The following is a 26,894-nucleotide window of genomic DNA, read 5'->3' as shown; positions in this document are numbered from 1 at the left end:
ATCTAAAAGTTAAAACTAAGTTGATTGGAGCGGATGTTCGAGACTCCTGCGGGAAAAGCGCGTCTAGGGGAGGAGGCTCCCGGACCGCCCGCGGAAAGCGAGTGCCCTTCGTTCCAATCAACGTCCAAATTGTACAAGAGCTTCTAATGTATATCTGAATTTATTCGGGAAATGGTCTCTTTATTGCAAATAACGAAAAGCTGTGCATCATCAGGAATTCGTGCATCTAATTTTTGGTTAATGTTAAGATCACCACGATCCGCTACCAGTGTGGCTCCTTTGTTAAGAAGGTCTATAAACGCATCACGATAGGTTAGCCATTCATCTTGTTTAGGAATCTCATACATAGTTTCATCATATTTTGTGCTCATAAGTTCTGAATACATGTGGGTGACTCCATGAGAAAATAATGATCGTACTGCTGCGTGGGAGATCATTTCTTGCGTAGGAATAAACTCATCCACCATTACACGCTCGAATAAACGAATATGCTTTTGATTGATCACCTCGGCTGTGACATGGATGGACGTATTCGTCCTTTCTTCAATGGCCGTTATGGCAGTGGCAACTAATAATGTCTTTCCATCGACAAGTAACGGATCCTTTGTAGCATAATTATCTTGTGTTATTTGGTCAGCAAAAATGATAACTCCTTTTGCTTTAGGCAGATTTGCACGGAGTAATGTTTCTTCATCGGTGGCATCCCCGCGAACATAAAACAGACGCTCCTCCATCATAGGAGCTTTTTCCAAGTTATCAATGATTACAATATCAATGGTTTCATCAGATTTAAAAATTTCTTGGAGTGCAGATTTTGACTTATCACTCCAACCAATCAAAATAATATGATTTTTACCTGTATATTTCATTTTTCCACCAACTTTACGTTTTTCGATAAGATATACAGATTTAATGGTTTTTCCAATAAAAAGACTAACAAGCCCAATGCCCGTGATGTAAAGTCCAATGGTAAATGCTTTTCCAAGATCGGTGACCGGTGCATAGTCCCCAAAACCAACCGTAGCAAGCGTTGTAAGAACCCAGTAAACTGAGGTTAAATATGATTCGAACGTCTGTGGCTCAATAGAAAAAGCAACATATGCAGCAACTAATATGTATAAAATGGCAAATGGTATAAAGATTCTACCTCTTAATTTAATCAGGTAATATATTATTTTTTTTACCTTAATTCTCATCATACCCATCCTAGTTTTCAAGTCATCATCGATTAAATTTATATTTCCCCAATTAAACAATTAAATAAACGTAAGTGTTAAAAAAACTATTTTTTACCGAAGAAGTGTGCAAGAAGCAGAAGAGAACTATTTAAAATAAGGTTCAGCTCTTTTTCTTATGCAAAAAAAAGGAGGATCTTTGAGAATTCCATTCAAGCTTAATGGACCACACAACCAGTTATAGTATTTTGCAGCAGAACCATGTATTTTGCTATTAAATTCAGTTCTCATTTTAATATAGATTATAAAATGGACAATATTAGATGAATCTTTGTAAACAAATTATAAAATTATCATCAAAAAATAAAATTATTATTAGAATTTTCAGTATACAATAAATGTTAAATAACGAGGAGGGACAATAAAAGCGGATACAATAAATAGAATAACTACTTTACGAAGTAACAGGATTGCATACAAAAGACAGTACTCCCCATATTAATGAACGACCGGAATATAGTTGAGCATCCAGATGGCAGTGTAAGGCAAGATTGGAACGCGGCACATAACTGGGAGTGTTTTGCTTCGAATCCTCCATAAGAGCTGGAAGAGGGTGAAAACTCTGGGGAATCCTCATGCACTACGGGCAATGGGCATTGTGAAACAGGATTGGCCCATGAATAAATTAAGTTTCAAGCCCTTTCTCCCCATATTTTGCTTGTTAGCTATGGGGGCGTGCCAAATTTGGAGATTTTTAAACGATATGGGGCAAGCGGAGAACTAAAACCCCTATCGTAATCGAAAGTTGTATTCTATCCCTGTTGCCTCACCAAATCGTGAGACAGAAGCGATAAAGAGGATCGGATATGGGTATGAAGCCAAGAATTTACCCAGCATGCAATTATATAATAGGGGGGAATAATTATGGGATCATCAAATGTGGCGACAAATACGAAACAAGAGAAGCCGCAAATTCAATCAACTACCAATATACTGAAGTTCATAATATATAGTTTAATAGGAAGTTTTATGTTTTTTATTCCTATTACCATAAATGGTGTTTCAAGCATACCGATTGATCATATAGTAACCTGGATCAAAGTAACCCTGCCGTCAGCCGTTCCTATTTATGCTCTTATTGTCATTTTATTAGGAGCTGTTTATCCATTCATTTCAAAAAGTTGGAGCAAGGATAAGGTATCAATCGTTTTTTCTTTCTTAAAAGTAATAGGTGCTGTTGTTGCGATCTTAATATATTTCAAGATTGGGCCAGAATGGTTAATGGCCCCAAGCATGGGTCCTTTCCTTTTCGAAAAACTTGTCATACCTGTTGGTCTTGTCGTTCCTTTAGGTGCTCTATTTTTGGCGCTTCTCATTGGATACGGGCTTCTCGAATTTTTGGGTGTACTGATGCAGCCAATCATGAGGCCGATATTTAAAACGCCGGGGCGTTCAGCAGTTGATATGGTCGCTGATATAGCAGGAAGCTACTCCATTGGTATGCTTATTACGAATCGACTATATAAAGAAGGAAAATACACGCTTAAAGAAGCCGCTATTATTGCAACGGGTTTTTCAACCGTTTCAGCAACGTTCATGATCGTAGTAGCAAAAACTCTCGGTCTTATGGACATATGGACTTTTTTCTTTTGGGTTTCTTTAGGGATCACGTACCTTGTCACTGCCATTACCGTACGTATTTGGCCATTAAATAAAATGAGCGACGATTATTATTCGGATAATGCCGATCCAGAAGAGGTTATCAAAGAAGGACTTATCAAAAATGCCTGGAGCAGTGCGATGGTGGGAGCGAATAATTCCGTAAGTCTTGGCAGAAATTTATGGGATAACTTAAAGGACGGTTTTCTTATGACAATGAGCATTCTGCCGTCCATTTTATCCGTTGGTCTCATTAGCCTTGTATTAGCGGAGTATACTCCAGTATTTAACTTACTTGGCTATCTTTTTTACCCATTTACTTGGGCATTGCAAATACCTGAACCATTTTTAGCTGCAAAAGCTTCAGCTATAGGAATTGCAGAAATGTTCCTGCCGGCGCTTCTCGTAGTTGAAGCACCTCTGGTAACTAAGTTCATTATTGCCGTGGTTTCTGTATCATCGATATTGTTCTTTTCAGCGACGATCCCTTGTATCCTATCAACCGAAATCCCAATCAGCATTACGAAGTTGATTGTAATCTGGTTTGAACGGACGCTCATCACGTTAATCATTACTGCACCTATCGCAATATTGCTGCTTTAGTACAAATCAACGAATCTTAATTCGATCACAGATCGAACGGGTGCGTTCGTATTATAAGGTCGACCAGTAAAAAGTACTGGTTGACCTTTTTTGATAGAATCTTTTATTAAAGCTAGGGGTCGTGGAGGTGGAAAAACAATTACTATATTTATGAGCATCCAAAAGATAATTGATTTAGTATTTTTCTTATGCAACTAAAGGGGGGGATTTCCTATGTAGGGATGACTAAAATCACCCTGGTGAATACCGCCCTCTAATGGTCTTGTTTTACAGTATAGATGGCATGATCGGTTATTTTTTTAGTGAAGGATTCCATATCCTTTTTTGATTTTCCACCACTGAAACAATATTAGGAAAAACATCCATAAAAATTATTTGAAGAAAATAATATTTATTCTAAAAATTCATATAATAATACTTTATTCTTATGCTATATTATAGGGAGAATTATTTATTATCACGTATAATTTAAGAATTGGAGTGATTTGAATGAAGAAACTTGGTTTACTTAGTATGTTTTTGATTCTAACTATCTTTATCTCGGCTTGTGGAACCAATGAAGAAAAAAATGCAGGTGAGGAAAAGAAACCTGAAAAGGTATATAAAGTTGGTGTGGATACGACTTATCCTCCTTTTGAATTTAAAGAGGGGAACGAATATAAAGGCATTGATATAGAATTAATCAATGCAATCGCAAAAGACCAGGATTTTAAAATCAAATTGTCTCCAATGGATTTCGGAGGAATCATCCCGGCTATGCAAGCCAATCAGCTTGATGTGGCCATTGCGGGAATGAGCATTACAGAGGAAAGAAAAAAGGTAGTGGATTTCTCAACACCGTATTTTGATGCAGGATTAACGATAGTTGTTAAAAAAGAGAATACAAGTACTAAAACTGTTAAAGATCTTAAAGGAAAAACCATAGCAGTGAAAAAAGGAACAACAGGTGCTAAATATGCACAGGATAATGCTACGAAACTAGGAATTAAAGTTGTTCAATTCAATGATAGTCCAGCGATGTTCCAGGAAGTGGCCAACGGCAACGCCGATGCCCTTATAGAAGATTACCCGGTTATCTCCTATGCGATTGCCCAAAAAGATCTTGGGTTGAAAATCGTAGGTGACCGTTTGAATGGTGACCAATATGGAATTGCTGTATTGAAAGGGCAAAACGGGGATTTATTGAAGAAAATAAATGATGGTCTTGCTAATCTTAAAAAAGACGGCACGTATGATGAAATTATAAAAACGTATCTTGGTGAATAAACAAGAGATTAAAGCTCAATAAGCGCGCTTATGGCGCGCTTTCTTTTTCAAAGGGGTGAAAGAAATGGATATAATTGTTGCGGCATTGCCCATTTTATTAAAAGGACTTCAGGTGACACTTTATATCTTTGTGATTGCCATTATCTTAGGTTTTTTGATTGGTTTACTTGTTGCATTGCTGCGACTTGCCCCCATCAAAATCTTGAACTGGATTGCAAAGGTTTATGTGGATGCGATACGAGGGACACCGTTCATCGTTCAATTATTTTTTATCTATTTTGGTGTGAATTCACTGAATTTGATTTCTTTGGACAGTACAACAGCTGGTATAATTACCGTTGCAATCAATGCAGGGGCATATTTTGCTGAAATAATAAGGGCAGGGATACAATCCATCGATAAAGGACAAACGGAAGCGGCTAGATCCATTGGGTTCACTGGAACTCAAACAATGAGATATGTGGTGCTTCCGCAAGCTTTCAGAAGGATGCTCCCTACCATTACGAACCAATCGATCATCAGCTTGAAAGACACTTCACTATTATCGGTCATTGGTATAGCCGATTTAACCCAGCAAGGTCAGATTCAAGCTTCGGCAACCTTTGAAGCATTCAAGATTTGGCTGGCAGTTGGTGTGATTTACTTTATCATCATCTATTTGTTGACCCTAATTGCTAATTTCATAGAAAGGAGGGTACAAGTTCGATGAGCATCATTACTGTAAAAAACCTGAGAAAATCATTTGGAACTGTCGAGGTTTTAAAAGATATCAATGCAGAAGTGCAGGAAAAGGAAGTAATTTGCGTAATAGGCCCTTCTGGATCTGGAAAGAGTACCTTCCTGCGTTGCCTGAATCTCCTTGAGGAAGTTACGGGCGGTGAGGTGGTCATTAACGGACATGATATAACCGATCCTAAAAGGAAAATCAATATAAACAAAGTCCGGCAAGAAGTTGGAATGGTTTTTCAACATTTCAATCTATTTCCTCATAAAACCGTTTTGGAGAACATAACCTTGGGTCCTATTAAAATTCGTGCCACCGATAAAGCGGAAGCTGGAAGATTAGCGCTTGAGTTATTGGATAAGGTTGGTCTAAAGGAAAAAGCAAATAGCTATCCAGGGGAACTTTCCGGCGGACAAAAACAGCGGGTCGCCATCGCAAGGGCATTGGCGATGAATCCGAAGATCATGCTATTTGATGAACCGACTTCGGCCCTTGACCCTGAAATGGTCGGCGATGTTTTGGAGGTAATGAAACAACTTGCAAAAGAAGGCATGACAATGGTCGTTGTTACGCATGAAATGGGCTTTGCCCGGGAAGTCGGGGACCGGGTGATATTCATGGATGGAGGGTATATCGTGGAAGAAAATGAGCCGAATGAATTATTCGGTAACCCTCAGCACGAAAGAACGAAAGCATTCTTGAGCAAAGTACTTTAACGGGATGCCCTATAAGGGATCATGGTAAATCATGAATGAAGTTGTGCATGAAGTGTGGACAAAGGAATGTGGGAAATGAGGGGAAACCCAAACGCATGAGCCTTTTCCTCGTCTTTGTGCACAACTTTTTTGATTTTTAGAGCAGAAATCAGTCAGGTGATGGCCTCGATTGGCAAACCTCAAAAAAAGAAACCTATGCATTCGACACATGCATAGGTTTTTTCTTTATTTACTTGGCACCGTAACTAAGCAAGTTCGTCATGATTCGATATCCGCCTGGAACCTGTCCTTGAATTTGCCTGTATAGCACAAGGTTGGTGTAGAGGTAGGTCCCATTACCGTATTTAGCCATGAGGATTCCACCATCAAATGGTTCTTCTTTTGGATCAGCCATGGAAATGAATGTTTCATACCGTTCATCCCATTCCATTGGGAAATACAATCCTCTTTCTTGGACCCAATTGCTCCAGTCTTCGCTTGTTATTTTATTTGGATAGTTAAAAAGCGCTGATTCTGGTTTCGACACGTTTACCGTGGCTTTTTCATCGGTTACCCGCCAGCGAATGGAAGGATTCCCGAGGGTAAGGGGATATGGAGCTGTCTTCATGGGATCCCATCCATCACCCGGTTTATGGTATTGCACGACGAGATGACCGCCGTTTTCCACATATTCAAGTAAGCGCGCGTTATTTGCCTTTAAATCTTCCCTTGATAGATAGGCACGGATGCCTGTAACGATCGTGTCATATTGGCTCAAATCACCTTCAGCTAAATCAGCTGCAGTTAACTTCGTGATGTTCAGCCCTGCATTGCTTAAGTAATCTGCCACTTTATCGAATCCGCTTTCAATGTATCCCACTTTTAATGAAGCTGGCTTCAAAAGCTCAAATGCAACGGTGTTGATAGCTGCAGGGTATTGGTAATAGAATGTTCCGATATGGTCATAGGAAATTTCCTGAATGGTCGAATCAAAGGTTTTTCCATTGACAGTAGCAACTGCCTTCACCTGATATTCACCATTTTGAACTGCCTTCGGTGGTCTGAGGGTGAACTTCACTTGTTTTTCTTCCGATTTTTCTTTAAATGATACAGTGGCATTTTTTGGATGAACTCCCCAATTTTCAGGGACTTTTAAAGCGATCTTAGCTGATGCTTTTCCTTCTGTATAGTTTTTCAAGGTAACCGTCACTGGGATTTCCTCTTTTACATCTGCTGTATTTACGACGATATCTTCAGGAGATAGGGTAAGGCCAACGTCGGGAAGGACAGCGATCGTTCCGTCCAATTCTTCCTTGATAGCCGTTTTTGTACTGCCGTATTTATAAGAAATGCTCGTTGTAATGGTGGATTCATCATAGGCATGGTAATAGGCAGCATCATCAGGAACTTCAACCAGATAGGTCATTGTCGCTGATTTATTTGGTGCTAGATTGACATCTTTAGCTTTTGTTTTGGTTTTCCACCCTTTAGGCACGTTCAATGCAGCAGCGACTTTTTTCAAGGTTTGTTTCCCGTTATTCTTCACGGTTACGGTTACGTACGTTTTTTGACCTTTCGTGAGGATCGTTGAAGCTGCTTTAGCTTGAACTTCGAGTCCTGAGGAGACATAACTGACGTTTTGCAATTGCTCTTCTTTTAATGAGAGCTTATGAAGCAAGTCGTTCTTAATGGCAGGGCTTAGTTTTGCCCTTTTGACTTGCGCAGTAATTGACCGAACATTGGAGAGAGCTGTCTGGGATGTTGAAAAAACTCGTTTTTCATTTGGATAAGCCTCAATAACGGCGTCCAAATTCCGTTGCAGGTATCTAAATTCACCTTTTAATTTTGAAGCTGAGCGGGGGAGTTTTTCAGCCCATTCAGTAAAATTGTAAGGTACACCTGCAAAAAGGCCCGACTGTTTTTTTGTATCAACGGCGCTTTGCTTCAAATCCAGATGGATCTGACGAGGGGCTGCCGGGATATCAGAACCCATGCCTTGGCTTTTATGCAGATAGCGGGATTTTTCTCCAAGCTGGGGGTAAGTCATATTGTATATTGGGTCATATTTACCGATTTCAATTGAAGTGGTTGCTTGATCTGCCGAGGAAACGGGCAAATATAACTTCTTCACTTGCCATACTGATAGCCCTTGTTTCAAATGTTGAGGAAACACAGTCGGGTCAGCCGCATCCTTAAAGGCACGTTCACTTAAGATTGTCATTGTTCGGTGATGTCCATGCTGGGTATCATCATTCTGAAAGGATGGCATCAATATATCCGGCTGATATGTCCGAATAAAGCGGATAAGCCGTTCATAGGTGAGTTCTTCGCCCCATTTTTCTAATGTTTCCTCTGGTGTTTTAGAGAAGCCGAAATCATAAATGGGATCTGAGGTAGTTTCACTTAGATGATAGGCCTTCACCCCGGTGATTTTCGCAGCTTCAATCATTTCCCTCGAACGGATGATTCCAAGAGCATTGTCCAGTTCATCCCCAATTTCATTTTGTCCGCCTTCTCCACGGTTTGCAATCAGGCTGGATGTCTTCACCCCTAACCCTCTGGATAGATAAGCGAGAAAGTCACTGCGTTCATCATCTGGATGGGCACCGCTATTCAAGAATGTCACGGTCGTCTCGAGCGGCTTGACCGCATTCCATAACTCAACGTTGGCTTCCTCAGGATTTGCAGCGCTACCTCCAAGCGGCAATAATGCAAGAACCAACAAAAGGGAAAGCAACGATAACAGAGCTTTTTTCATTATTCCTTTAACCCCCTTCAACTTTATAAGACACTTAAAAAAATGTAGGTTAGTAATATTTTCTAACTAACCACACGAAAAAACTTATCTAATAAATAGCATTTATGGTTATAAATGTAAATGATTCGAAGTAACTATTAAAAGTTGAACATTTTAAATGTTCGGAAAAATAACTTGTCTGCTGTATTTTTTTAAGTTATATTTTTACTTAATTAGGAAGATTTACTAACTAAATGATGTAAGGCCGTGATGTGATGAGTTTTAAAAGACCACCCAGTCATCAAAAGTATGTCAATAAAAAAAGAATCATTCAATGCATCCAGGAATGTTCACCCATTTCAAGATCTGAAATCGCCGTTAAGCTTCAGCTAAGTAAACCAACTGTTTCTCTGGCTGTGGATGAACTTATACAGGAGAAATGGGTAATTGAGAAAGGAATAGGAGAATCCTCCTCTCAAGGCGGGAGGAGGCCCATCCAGCTCTTTTTTAATGAAAAGGCAGCCTATATCATTGGGGTCGATATAGGCGGGACGAAAGTGAAAATCATTTTAAGTGATTTAAGCGGCAACATTCTCGCCGACACTAGTTTTTCAACAAACACTTCTTTACATTCAGGGCTTCTTAAACAAATGGCGATTGAAACGGAACGGTTAATTGCAAAGAACCAAATTGCGAAAGGCAGGATATTGGGGATGGGAGTCGGGATTCCTGGTATAACGCAAACGGCAAGCGGATTAGTAATAGAGGCACCGAGTTTAGGCTGGGTACAATATCCGTTCATAGCTGAAGCGAAGCGGTATTTTGATTTCCCCATTTTTCTGGACAATGATGTAAACGCGGCTGCATTAGGTGAACAGTGGCTGGGTAATGCCCAAAATAAGCGGAATTTGCTGTTCATTGCGGTTGGCACGGGGATTGGAAGCGGCATTATCTTGAATAACCAGTTATACAGAGGGGCCTCCAGTGCAGCTGGGGAAATGGGATATATGGTAACGGACAAAGAGGATATGAAGCGTGAATTCAAGCCGATTTTCCATAGATACGGCTATTTGGAAAGTGTTGCAGGCGGCAAGTCGATTGGCGCTCATTTTACAAGGGAGGTCCTCAACGATCCTCATCATCTTTTATTCGAACAGGCCAAATCTTCCGAATTATCGGGGGAGGATGCCTTTTTGTCAGCAAAAAATGGAGACACGGTTGCTATGGCCGTCATAAATGAAGCCATCGAACATTTAGCGTGCGGAATTGTCAATGCGGCAAGTTTGCTAAATCCAGAAGTGATCATTTTAGGAGGTGGTGTATTAAAGTCATCTGAATACATTTTACCTAGAATTCGGGAGATCGTTGATCGATATCTTCCAAGTTTAGTAGAAATGAAAACTTCACAACTTGGAGAAAACGCAGGAGTACTAGGAGCGGTTTCCTTATTCTTAAGGGAGCATGATGGCATTTTGAATTTTCGGGATGAGGGGGAGTATTAGTGAAAAATAAGAAAAAGTCATTTGTTTCAGTGATGGCCTTATCGGCAGCACTATTGATTTCGGGATGTAACGGTACAGATACGAAAACGAATTCGGATGCTGGCGGTGCCAAGGGAAAAAAGGGTGATCTGGAGGATAAAATCGTTGTTTATTCACCGCATGGCAAAGATATTTTATCAAAATTCGAAAAGCAGTTCGAAGAAGAGTATGGCATCGATGTTGAGTGGCTTGATATGGGGTCGCAGGAAATCCTTGACCGCGTTCGATCAGAGAAAAGTAATCCACAGGCAGATGTTTGGTGGGGGGCACCTTCCACGAACTTCAATCAAGCAAAGGGTGATGGGCTGCTGGCTGCTTATAAGCCTAGCTATTCCGATAGTCTTGATGAAGGATTCCACGACCCGGAATGGTATTGGACGGGAACGAGCCAGACACCGGAAGTCATCATGTATAACAGCAAAGAACTATCAAAAGACGAGGTACCGAAAGATTGGGATGAGTTGCTTGATCCGAAGTGGAAAGACGAAATCATCATCCGCTATCCGTTAGCCTCCGGAACGATGAGGACAATTTTTTCTGCGATGATCTATCGTACGTATAAGGATACAAATGATCCAAAAGATGGGTATGACTGGTTAAAGAAGCTCGACCAAAACACAAAGGAATATTCGGCAAACCCGGAAATGATGTATAACAAGGTAGCCAAAGGAGAGGGCTCACTTTCCGTTTGGGCAATGCCGGATGTCGTCATGCTGAAGGAAAATAAAAATTATCCGTTTGAGTTCGTCATTCCAGAAAGCGGAACACCAGTATTGACTGAAGGTATCGCCATCGTTGAAGGTGCCAAGCATCCAAAAGCGGCAGAAGCCTTTTATGAATTCGTGAATTCACCGGAAGCGGCAAAAATTTTGGCAGAAGAATTTTACAGGATTCCGACCAGAAATGATGTGAAGGATTTACCTGAATGGATCACGGAAACGGAAATTAAAGCGATGGATATTGATTGGAATGCATTCGAGGAAAAAGGTGACGAGTGGATGAAATATTGGGACGAAAATATTAAAAGTGGAGATAAAGAAATTAAAGAATAAGGAAGTGTCGTTGGGATGGCGTCAATAAAAATAGAGAATGTCCAAAAAGCCTTCGGGAAAACGATAGCTGTCGACCATTTAAATCTGGAAATAAAAGAAGGGGAGTTTTTTACCTTTCTTGGTCCAAGCGGCTGCGGTAAAACGACAACGCTTCGGATGATTGCCGGTTTTTATTATCCGACAAAAGGTGTCGTCCGATTTGGCGACAAAGATATGACGCGTGTACCTCCGGAGAAAAGAAATACAGGCATGGTTTTTCAAAACTATGCCCTCTTTCCCCACATGACTGTTTTTGAAAATGTAGCGTTTGGCTTGCGTGTAAGAAAGGTTTCTTCTGCTGACTTAAAGAGGAGAGTGCTGGATGCCCTCCAAAAGGTCAGGCTGGAGAGCTACTCGGATCGTCAAGTGAGCCAGTTAAGCGGAGGGCAGCAGCAGCGGGTGGCCCTTGCGAGAGCACTGGTCATTGAACCGGAGATATTACTGCTGGATGAACCATTAAGTAATCTGGATGCCAAGCTTCGTGATGAAATGAGGGTGGAAATCTTAAGGCTGCAGCGTGATTATAGAATTACCACCATTTATGTCACACATGATCAGGCCGAGGCATTATCCATGAGTGATCGGATCGCTGTGTTCAATTATGGTGTATGTCACCAGGTCGGGACACCGGCAGAAATTTATAATCAGCCGGCCAATGATTTTGTGGCGAGTTTTATAGGCGAGATTAATCTATTGCCCGTTCAAGTCGAAAAAGTTCAGCAAGAGAATGTAGTGGTTGCCCTTAAAAATAGTGAACAACCGATTAAATTGAATGTAGAAAATCAAGCTAGTGAAGGAATTTCAATCGTACAGACTGATGACCTTGCTGTTTCGATTCGTCCTGAAGCAATCAGAATTCTGGATGTAGCCGAAGAAGGAATGAATATCTTTAAAGGTCAAATAAATTCCGTCCAATTCTTTGGATCTGTTGTGAATGTCATCGTGGATGTTCAAGACGTGTTACTAAGGGTCGATGTATTCAACACTCAGGATTTTGGATACTTTTATCAAGGAAAGGAAGTGTATGTCCAGCTTCCTGAGAAACAGCTGCGTCTTATCCCTATCATAAGCGGTGAAGCTCCATGATTAAAAATCGTGATACTAGATTGACGATTTGGCTCCTTATACCAGTGGCATTGGTGCTCGTAGCGTATGTTCTCTACCCATCGTTGAGGACCTTTATCGAAAGTCTTCAAAAAGACGGAACGATATCCCTTGGAAATTATCAGGACTTCTTCGTACAGGAATCGAAAACGAATTTAGAGGCTCTATGGAATTCTGTTTATATATCCTTATTGAGTGTATTGGTCAGTGCCTTGATTGGCATTCCGCTCGCATTTATTTTTAACCGTTATGATTTTCCCGGCAGAAGCTTCTTTTCATCAGCAGCGATTTTGCCGATTGTCCTTCCATCATTGGTAGGGGTCATGGCCTTTATGTTTTTATATGGAGAATCGGGATTGATACCAAATGCCATCAAGGACCTGTTTGGACTCGATAAAGTTCCGTTCAAGATTGGCGGGGTATCGGGAATCCTTATCGTTCATGCCTATACGATGTATGTTTATTTTTATATGACCGTATCCGCTGCAATCAATAAAATAGATCCGTCCCTTGAAGAAGCGGCTTATAACTTAGGCGCAAATAAAATCAAGGTTTTTTGGAAGGTTACATTTCCATTATTGACACCTGCCATCGTTGCCGCTTCTCTACTTGTTTTCATGATATCGATGGCGTCTTTCAGTGCCCCGTTTTTATTAGCCGGCGGATTCAGGGTGTTGAGCCTGCAAATTTATTTTTCAAAAATCAATGGTGATATGGAAATTGCCGCTACTCAATCCGTCATTTTATCCATCGTTTCGATTTCATTTCTATTATTCATGCGTTGGTATCAGAATAGGAAGGATTATCGCATGCCTTCGAAAGGAATTGGCGCACACAGGAGTGAAGTGAAGAACCCGTTTACGAAATGGGTGATGGTCTTGACGGGTATCATCGGCGTAATTATTCTGCTTTTGCCGCACTTTACGATTTTATTGCTTTCATTAGTGCCGGATGGAACCTGGACATTTCAAACTTATCCAACAGTATTTAATATGGAAAATTACCGGCTTTTGTTCGAAGACCCTAATATCTTCAAACCGTTACGAAATAGTTTACTGATGGCCGTTATTGCTACGTTGGCAAATTTGGTGTTTGGGGTCATAGCGTCCTATGTGCTTGTCAAACGGAAATTCATCGGGAAAAGCTTTGTCGATATTCTAGTCATGATTCCTTGGGCGTTGCCTGCAACAGTCATAGGGATGAACTTGATATTCGCATTCAATGAACCTAGCGTTTTTTCCTTTGGTCAAATATTGGTAGGAACATTTTGGATTTTGCCTCTTGCCTATTTCATCAGGCATATTCCACTCGTTGTCCGCTCGACCAACGCCGTTCTGGAGCAGCTCGATGATTCGATTGAAGAAGCAGCCAGAAACTTGGGGGCAAAGTGGTTTTATACCTTCAGAAAGGTCATATTCCCGATTATTATGCCTGGCGTTTTATCAGGGACATTATTGGCATTTATCGAATCTGTGGGGGAATTCCCTACCTCGGTCCTGTTGTACACAATTTCAAACAGGCCCATATCCATTGAAATCATGAATCAGCTTCGGATGTTCAATATGGGGCAGGCAGCTGCCTATGGGATGATTCAAATCACGCTGATTGTAATCGTTCTCTTTATTTCGAACAAGTTTTTTGGAATCAAAGCGGAAAAAGCTTTATAAATCGGAGGTTCAAAGATGAGCAGGCTTGAAGAATTTATCAAAAATGAAGGTAGTGTCTTTCCCGGAAAAACATATGCTACAGAGCTTCTGATGCCTGTTTTTAATGATCAAAGAGATTACTTATTTCATGCAATGTTCGATATTCATCGGGCGCATGTCATCATGCTTTCGGAACAAAAGATCATTAAGGAAGAAGAGGCAAAAACCATGCTTGATGGGATTCGGAAAGTGGCCCAAACAGATCTCAAGCAGTTGACCTATCAGCCCCAATTCGAAGACTTATTTTTCATGATGGAGGCAAAGATCGGTGAGGAAATCGGTCATGAACTTGCAGGAAAGATTCATATCGGCCGCAGTCGTAATGATATGGGAGTCGCGATGTACCGACTTGTTTTGAGAGGCCATCTGCTCCAATTGATTGGCTATGCAAACCATTTGAGTGAGGCATTCCTGGTGCAGGCTGAAAAACATACAGAAACCTATATAACTGGTTACACGCATACCCAGCCGGCTCAGCCGACTACGATAGGACATTACTTTTTAGCCATTTATGATGTGCTTCAAAGAGATATTGGCCGGTTATGGGCAGCCTATGAAACGGTTAACCAATCGCCTTTGGGCGCTGCCGCGTTAACGACCACCGGTTTTCCAATCAGCCGGAACCGTACGGCCGAACTGCTTGGGTTTGATTCGGTAATCGAGAATTCCTATGACTCGATAGGCGGGGCGGATTATTTATTGGAAACCGCAACGGCCATCATGACGTGCATGGTCAATGCAGGGAGATGGATTCAAGATTTCCTGCAGCATGTGACAAGGGAGTTTGGAACCTTTCATGTGGCGGATCCTTATGTTCAAGTGAGCAGCATCATGCCGCAAAAAAGAAATCCAGTTTCCATTGAACATTCCCGTTCGATTGCAAGCAGTGCGTATGGTGATGCACTCGCTGCAATGAATATGATCCACAATACGCCATTTGGTGATATCGTCGATACGGAAGATGATTTACAGCCTCATTTATATCGAGCTTTTTCGAATGCAGGACGTGTCATGAAATTAATGTATGCCGTCATATCCACTTTGAAAGTAAATGAAGACCATACAAAGAAAATGGCTGCAAAATCCAGTATAACGGTTACTGAATTAGCGGATACCCTATCAAGAGATTACGACATATCCTTTAGAAAGGCCCACTCCATAGCCAGTCATATTGCAAAACGGTCGATTAGTGAAGGGAAGGAGCTATATGATTGGGACACACAAGAAATCAACAAGATCATCAATGAATTCGTTTCAGTGAACATAGCAGAAGATGAATGGAAAAAAATAATCTCTCCCGAATACTTTGTGGCGATTAGAAGCATACAAGGCGGGCCCTCCCCAAAAGAGGTTACGAGAATGATTGTAAATAGAAAACAAAAACTGGAACAAGAGATGCAGGAATACAAGGTAATGGTCAAAGCATTGAATGATGGCAGGAAGGCTTTAGTGGATTACTGAAGGTATGGTGTTAAAGGAAAATGAGTCTTAACGCGCATAAAACTCACGAGTATATGCGCCAAACTCACGAGTAAAAGTGTGAAACTCACGAGTATATGCGCCAAACTCACGAGTAAAAGTGTGAAACTCACGAGTAAAAGTGTGAAACTCACGAGTATCTGCACCAAACTCACGGGTAAAAGTGTGAAATTACGTAGTATTTGCTCCAATTTCACAAGGAAAAGCGTGAAATTAGAGTATTTGGACCGGAAGCATTACGATGCATTTTATGTGCCAACTGCTAAAGCTCATATTTCATGATATATAGTCATTCTTTATTAGGGTGGCTATTTATTTTGAATTTTTATCAATCATAATATATGTATAGTATTTGTAAAATACATAATGTAAGGCGGAATGTTAATGTCAAATAGATTTCAGTTCGGTTTTATCCTGATTTTAATAGCTTTTGTAATATCGATTACTTTTTGCTTTAACCCTAAATTATTAATACCTAGAGGATATGATTTAGGTATTGATGGCCTCGTAGTATCCAGAAACTTGATGATTATTTTTTCGTTGTATTTATTACTTAAAATAGGGGATTTGATTATAAACAAAAAAGATCAGTAGCCTGAATTGAGACTTCCTATAATCAATCTTGAGATGCTTTGGGTGTCGATAATAAAGAAGGCTCAGTCTTTTGACTGAGCTTTCTTTATTATCCAAAATAACCGGTTTCAAATTAGTTTCATATATCGTTAACGGATTTAGGTTCCAACAGAACCGAGTGCTTTCTGAAAGCAAGACTTACCGTGATCATCACAATGAAATTAACTGCCAATGCGATGATTCCCACATTCAAATCTTTCGCTGCTTGCGGCAAGGATGGAAACAAGGTCCCTATTGTCGAATGACTGAGTGTAATGCAGATTACGATGGCCAATCCTGTAATGATACCGGCGATTGCGCCAAATTTATTGATCGGATTATTCCTTTTCAGACTAAAGAGAAGGGATGGGAAAAGCTGTGTGATGAGACTATATCCCATAAGAATTAATGCTGACATCGTTTCACCGCCTTTTAAGGTGAAGTAGACGGCTATAAGGGCAATGACTGGAACAAGGAACTTTGCCAATCGTACAACGTGGCGATCGGACACTGCAGGTGCAAAATCCTTATAAACGTTTTTCGCGAGCAGTGTAGCGACGCTCATCAAAAGCATGGATCCCGGCACCAATGCGGTCAACAATCCAGCTCCGCCGATTATGCCTATAAACCATGGATCAAAGGTCTCAATCGAAAGGCGCAGCAATGACAGGTCTGCATCTGCCCCAACAAGTCCGGGCACTTTTAATATAGCTGTAAACCCAACGAAAAAGACGAATAACAGCATGAGAGTATATAAAGGGCTGATGATGGCATTTTTTCGAAATACCTTGCCGCTGCGTGCTGAATAGACTGCGCTGAAAACCTGGGGCCACATATAGAAACCGAATACGAGCAATATTACCGTGGAGATGAACCATGATACGCTAAGTCCCTGATCTGGGAACTTTAGAAAACCAGGCTTGGCCGCATCAATCGCTTCAAACATCGGCTGAAATCCGCCAAAATAATGAATCGGCAGATAAATCCCCAGAAATCCTATTATGGCGACCATCATGATATCTTTAATGACCGCTGTCCAAACTGAACCGTGTATACCGGAGATCATCACATAAATGGTAAGGCTGATCGCCCCCATCCAAACTGCCTCAGACATGGAAATGGCACCATAAGACGCTTCTGAGACAATGATCCCCAATCCTTTCAGCTGCACGACGATCACTGGAATCATCGACACCACACCGACAAGCGCAGCCAAAATTCCTAAACCGGGACTCTTATATTTGCTTACAAAGAAATCGGATTGAGACATCAGTTTATTTACTTTGGCATATCTCCATATTTCCGGTAGGAGCCAATAGGATAATACGTAAGACAAAGTAATGTAAATTAGAACATATAGAGCGGGTGCGCCCTTGCCATATGCCCAGCCGCTGCCGCCAAGGAAGGAGAAGGTCGTATAGATTTCCCCGGCCATCAGCAGAAAGACGAATATCGCACCAAAACCGCGTCCGCCCACCGTCCATTGTTCCAAGTCCATATCTTTTCCTTTTGAAGAGCGTAGGCCTAAAAATATCGATAGAAGTAAAAATGCTAAAATGATTAAGAGAGCAATATTCATTCCTGGTCACCTTCCCGATTCCTGGGATCCAGCTTATACATGATGCCCAGTATGGCAGAGGTAAGGACCACCCACATAGCCATCCAGAACATATTGAAAGGCATCCCTAATACATATGGTTCTATTTTATTAACAAAAGGCAGAAATCCTAGTATGCCTATAAAAGGAACTAGAGTAAGAATATAGATAATCTTCATAAACAAACCCCTCCGTTTTAATAAAGTGAAACGCCCATCAATGGGGGTTATTCTTCAATGCCATTGATGGATGGGTGAACCAAACCGGGATGAAAAATTCATACATGACGGAAAAGGTCCGATAATATATATTAGCTTACACTATTTTGATATAAAATTTAATGCAATTGCCGGATATATTTGAGCAACAGTGCGCACTGATATGTTCATTAGACAGATAAAGCCTTGAATTCATAGTGAGTTCAAGGCTTTATTTCCTTTAGCTATATTTTTTCCGATAGTTATATAGTATCACCAATAGTATGAACCAGAATGGGGTCAAGAGCAGTGATAGTCGTGTAGCTTCAGCGAATAGCATAACAATAAGGATGAACAGGAATAATCCTAAAATGGCGTAATTGACAAATGGTGTAAAAGGAGCCTTGAAAGTCGATTTTGCTCTTAGGTCAGGCCTTGTTTTCGAATATTTGATATGGGAAATCAAGATAATGCTCCATACCCATATGAAACAGATGGCACTGATGGTCGTCACGACGGTAAATGCCTGTTCCGGTATCAGCTTGCTTAATAATGCCCCTATTGATACAACGATTGTGGATGTTAATAAGGCATTGCTCGGAACAGACTGTTTGTTTAATTTTTCCAGTTTAGCAGGAGCTTCTCCATTCCTGCTTAATGTATAAAGTATTCGGCTCGTTGAAAATAAACCGCTGTTGCATGCAGAAGCAGCGGATGTCAAAACGACGAAGTTGATGATCCCTGCAGCGACAGGAATGCCGATTAACGCAAAGACCTCTACAAATGGGCTGCTCGTGGCATCCAGTTGTGTCCATGGGTTGACGCAGAGGATGACGAATAGTGCACCAACATAGAAAAGTAAAATCCGGACAGGGATTTTATTGATGGCAGATGGAATGTTCTTTCTCGGGTTTGCCGTTTCTGCTGCGGAAACACCGACCAATTCGACACCGACAAATGAGAAGACGACCAGCTGTAATGATAATAGGAATCCGGAAATGCCATTGGGGAACATGCCCCCATGATTCCATAGGTTCGTTACGGAAACCGTTCCGGTATTGGTATTGAAGCCGATGATCAAAAGGATGATTCCCACGATGATCAAGGCGATGATCGTGATTACTTTAATGATGGCAAACCAGAATTCCAATTCACCAAATAACTTAACGGTCAATAGGTTCAATCCTAATAGAATGACTAGGCATATTAGAGCCGGCATCCATTGAGGGATATCAAACCAATATTGTATATAGACGCCAACAGCTATGATATCGGCCATTGCGGTCATGATCCAACAAAACCAATAAGTCCAACCTGTCACGAAGCCGGCCCATGGACCGACATATTCGGTCGCAAATTCTGTGAATGATGTATACCCTGCATTGGATAAGAGCAATTCCCCTAGTGCCCTCATTACAAAAAACAAGGCAACCCCTATTATCAGATAGGAAAATAAAATAGAAGGTCCTGCCAATTGTATGGCTTTTCCGGAACCTAAAAATAATCCGGTTCCAATGGTTCCTCCTATTGCAATCAGTTGTACATGTCTATTTTTTAAATCTCTTTTTAATTCTTGTTTAGCCAATTCCTACGCCCCCGTTTTTTTATAGTCTTGGTAGTGAATGAGTTTACCTGCATGGTCTTGGAGAGAGGGACGTGATTTATTCGTCCAGCTTGCCTTTCCCATTGGTTTTAAAGCTGTTGTTTTTAGTCCAACCACAAATGGACAATAAAAAAAGAGATTGGATAATACCAATCTCTTAAAGGGTTCAGAATAACAATTTTATCATTCGTTACTCTTCTGTCCTTTTGCCTGAGATTGTGAATCCTTCGGCGCTGCATCTTGTACAGTCTCTCCAGAAGCTGCTCCTGCTATAGTGTCATCCATAGCATTCATTGCTTGCTTGTATGCGGTTGTGAATAAATGTCGTCAGTGATAATCTACCACTGCTGAATCATTCATTATGCTTATAAAATAATATTGGAATTCTATCATCTATTTTTCGGTAGGTCAACAAGTTTTTTTGAAGTGAAAATGGCCATATCTGCAGTTTTATAGTGGTCTTAATTTTTATTAAGGTACTTGAAAATTTTTTTTGGGATGATCACTATTATGAAATATTGATCATCATTTTTTTAAAAAGATATTTTTAGATTAGGAAAATTGCCAAGATATATTTGGTAACTGTTTATTTCAAAAATACAATTGTATTTTTACAGAATATTTACTATTATAAGATAAGAAAACATAATTGAAGTGTTATTGATTTTTTTTAATAGAGCATTTCTAACCGCAATAATTAATAGAGGGTCGTTCGTGGTAAGGATAGAAAAGCATTACCGATATTGCATCTGGGGGAGTTAAACATGTCGAACAAGGAATTAAAGAGAGGGCTGGAAGCACGTCACATTCAAATGATAGCTTTGGGCGGAACCATCGGTGTCGGGTTATTCATGGGATCTGCGAGCACGATCAAATGGACCGGGCCCTCTGTAATGCTTGCTTATGCCATCGCAGGTATTTTTATATTTTTCATCATGCGTTCCATGGGTGAGATGCTTTATTTAGAACCGACTACAGGTTCTTTTGCAACCTTTGCGAGCAGCTATATACATCCTTTGGCAGGTTATATGACTGCTTGGAGCAATTGGTTCCAATGGGTAATTGTCGGAATGTCCGAAATCATTGCGGTTGGGTTGTATATGCAATATTGGTTCCCGGATTTACCGGCTTGGATACCAGGTGTGGTGGCCATGATCATCTTGGGGGCGGCCAACCTCATTTCAGTTAAATCCTTCGGGGAATTTGAATTCTGGTTTGCGCTTATAAAAATCATAACGATTGTATTGATGATCGTTGCCGGCCTAGGCCTTATCTTCTTTGGAATAGGGAATGGCGGGGATGCGATTGGATTATCGAATCTTTGGGCGAATGGCGGCTTTTTTACGGGAGGCTGGACAGGATTCTTCTTTGCGCTTTCCCTTGTCGTGGCATCCTATCAAGGCGTTGAGCTTATCGGCATCACAGCCGGAGAAGCGAAAGATCCAACGAAGACTGTAACAAAAGCGATCCGATCAATCATATGGCGCATATTAATTTTCTACATTGGCGCCATATTCGTCATCGTGACAGTCTTCCCTTGGGATCAACTGGACGACTTAGGAAGTCCATTCGTTTCAACCTTTGCCAAAATAGGTATCACAGCAGCAGCAGGAATCATCAATTTTGTCGTAATCACTGCGGCAATGTCTGGATGCAACAGTGGGATTTTCAGTGCAGGGCGTATGCTGTACACACTGGCATTGAATGGCCAAGCTCCGAAAATCTTTGCTAAAGTGTCTAAAAATGGAGTGCCGGCATATTGTACGATCGCTGTACTTTTAGGATTGGGCATCGGGGTTATCCTGAATTTCCTTGCCCCGCCGCAATTATTCCTTTATGTGTACAGTGCGAGTGTATTACCTGGGATGATTCCATGGTTTGTCTTACTTATCAGTGAGCTTAAATTCAGAAAGGTGAATGCCGCTGAAATGGAGAAGCATCCGTTCAAGATGCCGTTGGCCCCTTTCAGTAACTATGCGACAATAGCCTTTTTACTGATGGTGCTGGTCGGTATGTGGATCAATCCTAGTACAAGAATTTCCTTGGTTGTCGGAATCGTTTTCCTAGCCTTGGTCGTAGCAAGTTATTACATGCTGAAAATGGATAAACGAACACCATTGGATGTTAAATCCGATGATGAAATTTCGGGATAAGAAACTCTATTAGAAAGCCCTTCTCTTAATTCGAGAAGGGCTTTTTTGTCTTTGGGGATCAATTGTTGGAATTCCACGAGTAAAACGGTGGAATTCACGAGTAAATCAGCGGAATTCACGAGTAAAACAGTGGAATTCACGAGTAAAACAGTGGAATTCACGAGTAAAGCTGCGAAACTCGAGTAAAACAGCGGAATTCACGAGTAAACCAGTGGAATTCACGAGTAAACCATCGTAATTCACGAGTAAAACGGTGGAATTCACGAGTAAAACGGTGGAATTCACGAGTAAAACGGTGGAATTCACGAGTAAAACAGCGGAATTCACGAGTAAACCAGTGGAATTCACGAGTAAAGCTGCGAAACTCGAGTAAATCAGCGGAATACACGAGTAAATCAGCGGAATTCACGAGTAAACCAGTGGAATTCACGAGTAAAACAGTGGAATTCACGAGTAAAACAGCGAAATTCACGAGTAAAGCTGCAAAACTCGAGTAAAACAGTGGAATTCACGAGTAAAGCTGCGAAACTCGAGTAAAACAGCGGAATTCAAGAGTAAAACAGCGGAATACACGAGTAAACAAGTGAAACTCACGAGTAAAGCCAATTAGACGCCGTAACTAGGGATGCCAGCAGGGGGACACTTATGGAATGTGTCTTCCTGTCAGCTTTTTTCATAGGATGTAACATCATCTTTACCCGAGGAAGGGGTTATATTTTGGAAAGAGCAAAGCTTACCGGGCGGGTCGTTACACCTAATGATGCTGAGTATGAGCATGCCAGGATAAATAATAACTTAAGTTTTTCTAAATTCCCAAAGGTCATTGTGTTTTGTCAAAATTCCAATGATGTGTTGAACTCATTGAAGTGGGCCCGGGAAAATCATACACCTTTCCGGGTTAGGAGCGGCAGGCATAGTTATGAAAATTTTTCATTAGTGAATGGCGGTCTAATCATTGATATAAGTGAAATGTACAATATCAAGGTCAACCGTGAAAAAATGATTGCAAAAATCGAAGCCGGAGCTGATTTAGGTCAAGTATATAATACGCTATGGAAGTATGGCACGACGATTCCGGCTGGGACCGAAAGCAGTGTTGGTCTTGTAGGCCTTACGCTCGGCGGTGGAATAGGTATGTTATCGAGACGCTTTGGACTTACTTGTGACAATTTGCTTGAAATAGAAATGGTAAGGGCATGCGGAAAGAGGGGCGCCAAACTCATTAAAGCAAATAGGAAAATTAATAGTGATTTATTTTGGGCATGCTGCGGGGGAGGAGGGGGAAACTTTGGCATAATCACTTCCCTTACCTTCATGGTACACCCAGTATCAAGGGTATCTATTTTCTCCGTCACATGGGGATGGACAGATTTTGAAGCGGTGTTTGAAGCCTGGCAGGATTGGGCCCCTCAAGTTGAAGAGTGTTTAACTTCTGAAATCGAATTCAAGTCAAAGGAAGTAAACCAAATTATCGCTCAAGGTGAATTTGTTGGGCCGTCATATAGGCTGCAGCAGCTTCTAAAGCCTTTGACGAGAGCTGGTTCTCCAACAAATATCATGATAAAGGAAGTCCCGTACATTGATGCTGTGCAATTTTTTAATGATCCAAGTGGAAATCGACCGGCCTATCGCAAGCGGTCGGGGTCTTTCATTGAAAAACCTTTTCAACGGCAAGCAATCTTGACGATGAAGCATTTTCTGGAAAACGCTCCAAATGAAAATGCAGCCATTTGGCACCAATCCCTAGGAGGGGCAGCTGGCCGTGTGGCCCCATATGAAACGGCTTTTTATTATCGGGACGCCATCATCGCCCAGGAGTATCTCGCTACATGGACGGATCCAAAAGAAGAGCGGCAAAACATCCAGTGGATCAAAGAACTTAAATGCGCTTTGTCACCATATACTACAGGTGACTACGTGAATTGGCCGGATATCCTCATCGAAGATTGGCCAACTGCGTACTATGGAGAAAATTTCAAGCGGCTTCGGGAAGTGAAAACGAGATATGATCCATACAATACGTTTAAATTCCCTCAAAGTATACCGCCTTTTAAGAAGTGGGTCTGAAAAGAAGTTCCTATAGATATAGTTCTAATATCACAATTAAAAGAATAGAAAGAACCGGATGAGCTCTGCTCTTCCGGTTCTTTGTGCATCAGTTAGCTGCTGGAATCAAACCTTTATGAATGGAGACTTCCTGGATGGCATGGTAGACGGTTTCGACCATGAAATCGAGTTCCTTTTCTGACATGGAAAGGATCGGCATCATCGTGATGACAGAACCAAGTTCCCGAATGATCAGGCCATTTTCCCGTGCTGTATGGATGATTCCGGAAACGACATTCTCTTGGAGGGTGAACGTTTCTTTTGTTTGGCGGTCTTTAACGATTTCCACTCCCATCATGAAGCCGCGCTGGCGGATATCGCCGACTATCGGGAGTTCGTATAGCGCTTGCAGTCTTTGTGATAGGTATTTAGATTTTTTCTGGATGTCTTTAATGAGATTGCGGCTTTCCATTAGCTCGATATTCTTCAGGGCCAGTGCACAGGCTAGCTGATTTCCTGTATAAGTGTGGCCGTGATAGAAGGTTTTATGTTCTTCTCTTTCCCCCAAAAAGGATTGAAAGATTTGCTCGGTCATGATGGTGGCTGCAAGTGGCATATATCCCCCAGTGATCCCTTTGCCCATGCACATGATATCGGGGACGACATCTTCCTGTTCGCAGGCAAACATTGTACCGGTGCGACCGAATCCTACGGCCACCTCGTCACAAATTAAGAGGATATTGTACTTTTTGCATAATTGTTCGACCTCTTTCAAAAAGCCATGCGGATGGGTTATGATGCCTGCTGCTCCCTGCACGAGCGGTTCGATGATCAATCCTGCAATTTCCTCTGATTGTTGTTGCAGTAACTTCTCCAGTTCCTTCAAACAATGGTTTTTCACCGCTTCTTGATCTCCATACTCAGTCATGTGATAGACATATGGTGAAGGGGCGGAAATCCGTTGAAATAAGAGGGGCTTAAAGATTCTATGGTATAGATCCATTCCGCCCACACTCACAGCTCCGACAGTATCGCCGTGGTATGCTTCGTCAAGGGAGACGAATTTGTTTTTATTCTGATGCTTGATGGGATCGATATTTTGCCAATATTGATAAGCGACTTTAAGGGCGATTTCAACTGCGGCAGATCCCGTATCGGAGTAGAAGACTTTCGATAAAGAACCGGGAGTGATCTCGGCCAGTTTTTTCGCCAGTAAGATCGATGGTACATTCGCAGATCCCAGCAGCGTGGAGTGCGCGACTTTATTCACTTGTTCAATTAGGGCGCCGTTTAGTTCCGGCTCGTTATGGCCGTGCACGTTCACCCATAATGAAGCATAGCCGTCGAGGTAGCGTTTGCCATCCACATCAATCAGGTAGCTGCCTTCGCCTCGCTCGATGATCAGCGGTTTGCTTTCCCGATACGTTTTCATTTGTGTGAACGGATGCCATACATATTCCTTATCCCATTGTTCTAAATCCTGACTGTTCATGCGTTGAACACCTCTTTCAGTTGTTGGGTATAATCTTGATCACTAAGTAAATCAAGGATGCAGATCCTCAAGTCTTTTCTAACATCGGCCAGTGTTGGGATGCAGGCGAGGCCATTCAGCCCAGTCAGCTTTTCAATGGTTTCGATATTGTCTTGATGAATCCGATCTTCCGGCCGGAAATGATTATACAAAATGGCTTTCACGTTTATATCGTGGACTTGGGCATAAGAATGGGTCGTCACGACATCATGAATCGCCCCTAAACCGCTTGTGGATACGAAGAGGACAGGCATGCCGCAATCCTTTATGAAATCCGCCGTCATATAGAAACCTTCCGTTCGTTCAATAAGTGGCACAGCCAATCCGCCAGCGCCCTCGACTAATACGATGTCATACATTTCCTCAAGTTCATGAACCCTTTCTACGACTTTCTTCTCATCGATAAGACTGCCGGTTAATTTAATCGCCAAATGTGGGGAGGTTTCCGGTTTCAGTGTGTAAAACCCTGAGTCCTTTACACCGAGTTCCTGCTCAAACCAAGATATATCCGGGTATGTATGATTTTCCTCATTGATTCCAGTTTGAAATGGCTTGAAAATCGTGACGCTTTTTCCCAATGTTTGAAGAGACAGATAGAGTGCACTCGTGACGATGGTCTTTCCAATATCCGTGCCAGTTCCGGTTATAAAGTAGGCTTGGCCCATGGATGATTCAGCTCCTTTACGTTTATATATCTTGCAATGCGCGGACGTACTTGTTGAATGATGACAGCACATAGAATGCATAGTATTAAATCACCGGGTACAGGTAACAAGAAGCCGTAAAGAATTGTCTGGTTGATGGAAAGCGGCGTTTCAACAATCCACTTCATCGCACCATACAGCCAGATGCAGCCGAAAAGGTAAACTGTCAGTAAAGAGGCGGCATTAGCATAGAATATGGAACGAATCGTGGAGAGGGAAAACCGGTTGATCAGCCATCCATTTACATAGGCTCCCAGTATATATCCGAGCAAATAGCCGAATGTAGGTTTGAATATATAGCCGAATCCCCCGCCTTCAGCAAACACGGGCACCCCGATAAGTCCAATCAAGACGTAGCATAACTGACTGAGCATTCCAAGCCGGGGCCCCAATAATGCGCCTGCCAAATAGACTGCCAGAATTTGCAGTGTAAATGGTATGTAAGGGATAGGTATCTTAATAAAGGCGCCAATGGCAGTTAACGCAGTAAAAAGGGCCACATAGGAAATCGTCCTTGCTTTCAAGTTTTTAACCTCCTTTTATGAAAGTGCTGGCAAAATGCCCACTATTAGTTTGCCTGATTCCTATTTTATATGTCAACTAATTTATTATTTAGTTAACATAAAAAGGCCAGCTTTATCGGTATTTAAAGGGCATACTAGGAAAATATT

Annotated in this window: 20 protein-coding genes and 1 riboswitch; of the genes, 11 read left to right on the top strand and 9 right to left on the bottom strand. The window is 41.5% G+C overall.

All coding sequences use genetic code 11. The features are described from left to right. Positions 1-143: 143 nt before the first annotated feature. Positions 144-1,196, bottom strand: a complete 1,053-nt coding sequence (locus tag ACFVS1_RS21460) for an ion channel (RefSeq protein ID WP_352925016.1) — start codon at positions 1,194-1,196, stop codon at positions 144-146. Positions 1,197-2,099: 903 nt separating this feature from the next. On the opposite strand from ACFVS1_RS21460, the gene ACFVS1_RS21455 reads away from it, so the two are divergent. The 4 genes from ACFVS1_RS21455 to ACFVS1_RS21440 all read left to right on the top strand — a co-directional run bounded on the left by ACFVS1_RS21455 (position 2,100) and on the right by ACFVS1_RS21440 (position 6,143). Then, a complete protein-coding gene (locus ACFVS1_RS21455) occupies positions 2,100-3,437 on the top strand; it encodes a YjiH family protein (RefSeq protein WP_387550329.1) in 1,338 nt (445 codons plus the stop codon). A 489-nt stretch (positions 3,438-3,926) separates the two neighbouring features. Next, positions 3,927-4,703, top strand: coding sequence for a transporter substrate-binding domain-containing protein (locus tag ACFVS1_RS21450; RefSeq protein ID WP_352925014.1), 777 nt, complete (start codon positions 3,927-3,929; stop codon positions 4,701-4,703). 64 nt (positions 4,704-4,767) lie between these two features. Continuing rightward, the gene (locus ACFVS1_RS21445) at positions 4,768-5,412 is read left to right on the top strand and encodes an amino acid ABC transporter permease (protein ID WP_076370951.1); all 645 of its coding nucleotides are present in this window, start codon (positions 4,768-4,770) and stop codon (positions 5,410-5,412) included. Continuing rightward, positions 5,409-6,143, top strand: a complete 735-nt coding sequence (locus tag ACFVS1_RS21440; protein WP_048685183.1) for an amino acid ABC transporter ATP-binding protein — start codon at positions 5,409-5,411, stop codon at positions 6,141-6,143. The genes ACFVS1_RS21445 and ACFVS1_RS21440 overlap by 4 nt, the downstream gene beginning before the upstream one ends. A 229-nt stretch (positions 6,144-6,372) precedes the next feature. Here ACFVS1_RS21440 and ACFVS1_RS21435 read toward each other — a convergent pair whose 3' ends face one another. Further along, positions 6,373-8,880, bottom strand: a complete 2,508-nt coding sequence (locus tag ACFVS1_RS21435) for an NEW3 domain-containing protein (protein WP_387550326.1) — start codon at positions 8,878-8,880, stop codon at positions 6,373-6,375. Between the two features lie 254 nt (positions 8,881-9,134). Here ACFVS1_RS21435 and ACFVS1_RS21430 point away from each other — a divergent pair, with 254 nt between their 5' ends. The 5 genes from ACFVS1_RS21430 to argH are packed head-to-tail and all read left to right on the top strand — an operon-like array spanning position 9,135 to position 15,762. Further along, complete coding sequence (locus tag ACFVS1_RS21430; protein ID WP_387550324.1) at positions 9,135-10,361, top strand: ROK family transcriptional regulator; 1,227 nt, start codon at positions 9,135-9,137, stop codon at positions 10,359-10,361. After that, the gene (locus ACFVS1_RS21425; RefSeq protein WP_387550322.1) at positions 10,361-11,452 is read left to right on the top strand and encodes an extracellular solute-binding protein; all 1,092 of its coding nucleotides are present in this window, start codon (positions 10,361-10,363) and stop codon (positions 11,450-11,452) included. The genes ACFVS1_RS21430 and ACFVS1_RS21425 overlap by 1 nt, the downstream gene beginning before the upstream one ends. A gap of 15 nt (positions 11,453-11,467) precedes the next feature. Then, complete coding sequence (locus ACFVS1_RS21420) at positions 11,468-12,577, top strand: ABC transporter ATP-binding protein (RefSeq protein ID WP_352925010.1); 1,110 nt, start codon at positions 11,468-11,470, stop codon at positions 12,575-12,577. Continuing rightward, positions 12,574-14,262 (top strand): ABC transporter permease, encoded by a 1,689-nt coding sequence (locus tag ACFVS1_RS21415; protein ID WP_387550320.1) that lies wholly within the window; start codon positions 12,574-12,576, stop codon positions 14,260-14,262. The genes ACFVS1_RS21420 and ACFVS1_RS21415 overlap by 4 nt, the downstream gene beginning before the upstream one ends. 15 nt (positions 14,263-14,277) lie before the next feature. Next, the gene (argH, locus tag ACFVS1_RS21410) at positions 14,278-15,762 is read left to right on the top strand and encodes an argininosuccinate lyase (protein ID WP_387550318.1); all 1,485 of its coding nucleotides are present in this window, start codon (positions 14,278-14,280) and stop codon (positions 15,760-15,762) included. Between the two features lie 730 nt (positions 15,763-16,492). Here argH and ACFVS1_RS21405 read toward each other — a convergent pair. The 3 genes from ACFVS1_RS21405 to ACFVS1_RS21395 form a co-directional block, all read right to left on the bottom strand. Continuing rightward, positions 16,493-17,971: a sodium:solute symporter family protein gene (locus ACFVS1_RS21405; RefSeq protein WP_387550316.1), complete on the bottom strand. Its 1,479-nt coding sequence runs from the start codon at positions 17,969-17,971 to the stop codon at positions 16,493-16,495. Next, positions 17,968-18,168, bottom strand: coding sequence for a DUF3311 domain-containing protein (locus tag ACFVS1_RS21400; RefSeq protein WP_048685209.1), 201 nt, complete (start codon positions 18,166-18,168; stop codon positions 17,968-17,970). Before ACFVS1_RS21400 ends, ACFVS1_RS21405 begins: the two co-directional genes overlap by 4 nt. A 259-nt stretch (positions 18,169-18,427) precedes the next feature. Further along, a complete protein-coding gene (locus ACFVS1_RS21395) occupies positions 18,428-19,771 on the bottom strand; it encodes an amino acid permease (protein ID WP_387550313.1) in 1,344 nt (447 codons plus the stop codon). Between the two features lie 206 nt (positions 19,772-19,977). Continuing rightward, positions 19,978-20,056: riboswitch (glycine riboswitch) on the bottom strand. A 497-nt stretch (positions 20,057-20,553) separates the two neighbouring features. On the opposite strand from ACFVS1_RS21395, the gene ACFVS1_RS21390 reads away from it, so the two are divergent. Beyond that, on the top strand, positions 20,554-21,942 hold the full coding sequence (locus tag ACFVS1_RS21390; RefSeq protein ID WP_352925005.1) for an amino acid permease: 1,389 nt from the start codon (positions 20,554-20,556) through the stop codon (positions 21,940-21,942). A 157-nt stretch (positions 21,943-22,099) separates the two neighbouring features. Here ACFVS1_RS21390 and ACFVS1_RS21385 read toward each other — a convergent pair whose 3' ends face one another. Continuing rightward, entirely contained in the window at positions 22,100-22,414 is a 315-nt protein-coding gene (locus ACFVS1_RS21385) for a hypothetical protein (protein ID WP_387550311.1), read from the bottom strand. A gap of 245 nt (positions 22,415-22,659) precedes the next feature. On the opposite strand from ACFVS1_RS21385, the gene ACFVS1_RS21380 reads away from it, so the two are divergent. Further along, complete coding sequence (locus tag ACFVS1_RS21380; protein ID WP_387550309.1) at positions 22,660-24,009, top strand: FAD-binding oxidoreductase; 1,350 nt, start codon at positions 22,660-22,662, stop codon at positions 24,007-24,009. 88 nt (positions 24,010-24,097) lie between these two features. Here the strand turns inward: ACFVS1_RS21380 and bioA are convergent, their stop codons facing one another. From bioA to ACFVS1_RS21365, 3 genes are read right to left on the bottom strand one after another with little or no spacing between them, the layout of a single operon-like run. Continuing rightward, positions 24,098-25,480: an adenosylmethionine--8-amino-7-oxononanoate transaminase gene (gene bioA, locus ACFVS1_RS21375; RefSeq protein ID WP_387550307.1), complete on the bottom strand. Its 1,383-nt coding sequence runs from the start codon at positions 25,478-25,480 to the stop codon at positions 24,098-24,100. Then, on the bottom strand, positions 25,477-26,184 hold the full coding sequence (gene bioD, locus ACFVS1_RS21370) for a dethiobiotin synthase (RefSeq protein ID WP_352925001.1): 708 nt from the start codon (positions 26,182-26,184) through the stop codon (positions 25,477-25,479). The genes bioA and bioD overlap by 4 nt, the downstream gene beginning before the upstream one ends. Beyond that, complete coding sequence (locus tag ACFVS1_RS21365) at positions 26,163-26,747, bottom strand: biotin transporter BioY (protein WP_241589970.1); 585 nt, start codon at positions 26,745-26,747, stop codon at positions 26,163-26,165. The genes bioD and ACFVS1_RS21365 overlap by 22 nt, the downstream gene beginning before the upstream one ends. Positions 26,748-26,894 lie beyond the last annotated feature (147 nt).

This window comes from Peribacillus sp. NPDC058075, assembly GCF_042885195.1.
GTDB lineage: Bacteria > Bacillota > Bacilli > Bacillales > DSM-1321 > Peribacillus.
Note: the sequence above shows the minus strand (reverse complement) of the source record. Positions and strands in the feature narration are given on the sequence as shown.

Excerpts from the sequence above, each read along its gene's own strand:
- ACFVS1_RS21460 (WP_352925016.1), bottom strand. The coding sequence starts at position 1,196 with ATGAGAATTAAGGTAAAAAAAATAATATATTACCTGATTAAATTAAGA.
- ACFVS1_RS21455 (WP_387550329.1), top strand. The coding sequence starts at position 2,100 with ATGGGATCATCAAATGTGGCGACAAATACGAAACAAGAGAAGCCGCAA.
- ACFVS1_RS21450 (WP_352925014.1), top strand. The coding sequence starts at position 3,927 with ATGAAGAAACTTGGTTTACTTAGTATGTTTTTGATTCTAACTATCTTT.
- ACFVS1_RS21445 (WP_076370951.1), top strand. The coding sequence starts at position 4,768 with ATGGATATAATTGTTGCGGCATTGCCCATTTTATTAAAAGGACTTCAG.
- ACFVS1_RS21440 (WP_048685183.1), top strand. The coding sequence starts at position 5,409 with ATGAGCATCATTACTGTAAAAAACCTGAGAAAATCATTTGGAACTGTC.
- ACFVS1_RS21435 (WP_387550326.1), bottom strand. The coding sequence starts at position 8,880 with ATGAAAAAAGCTCTGTTATCGTTGCTTTCCCTTTTGTTGGTTCTTGCA.
- ACFVS1_RS21430 (WP_387550324.1), top strand. The coding sequence starts at position 9,135 with ATGAGTTTTAAAAGACCACCCAGTCATCAAAAGTATGTCAATAAAAAA.
- ACFVS1_RS21420 (WP_352925010.1), top strand. The coding sequence starts at position 11,468 with ATGGCGTCAATAAAAATAGAGAATGTCCAAAAAGCCTTCGGGAAAACG.
- ACFVS1_RS21415 (WP_387550320.1), top strand. The coding sequence starts at position 12,574 with ATGATTAAAAATCGTGATACTAGATTGACGATTTGGCTCCTTATACCA.
- argH (WP_387550318.1), top strand. The coding sequence starts at position 14,278 with ATGAGCAGGCTTGAAGAATTTATCAAAAATGAAGGTAGTGTCTTTCCC.
- ACFVS1_RS21405 (WP_387550316.1), bottom strand. The coding sequence starts at position 17,971 with ATGAATATTGCTCTCTTAATCATTTTAGCATTTTTACTTCTATCGATA.
- ACFVS1_RS21400 (WP_048685209.1), bottom strand. The coding sequence starts at position 18,168 with ATGAAGATTATCTATATTCTTACTCTAGTTCCTTTTATAGGCATACTA.
- ACFVS1_RS21390 (WP_352925005.1), top strand. The coding sequence starts at position 20,554 with ATGTCGAACAAGGAATTAAAGAGAGGGCTGGAAGCACGTCACATTCAA.
- bioA (WP_387550307.1), bottom strand. The coding sequence starts at position 25,480 with ATGAACAGTCAGGATTTAGAACAATGGGATAAGGAATATGTATGGCAT.
- bioD (WP_352925001.1), bottom strand. The coding sequence starts at position 26,184 with ATGGGCCAAGCCTACTTTATAACCGGAACTGGCACGGATATTGGAAAG.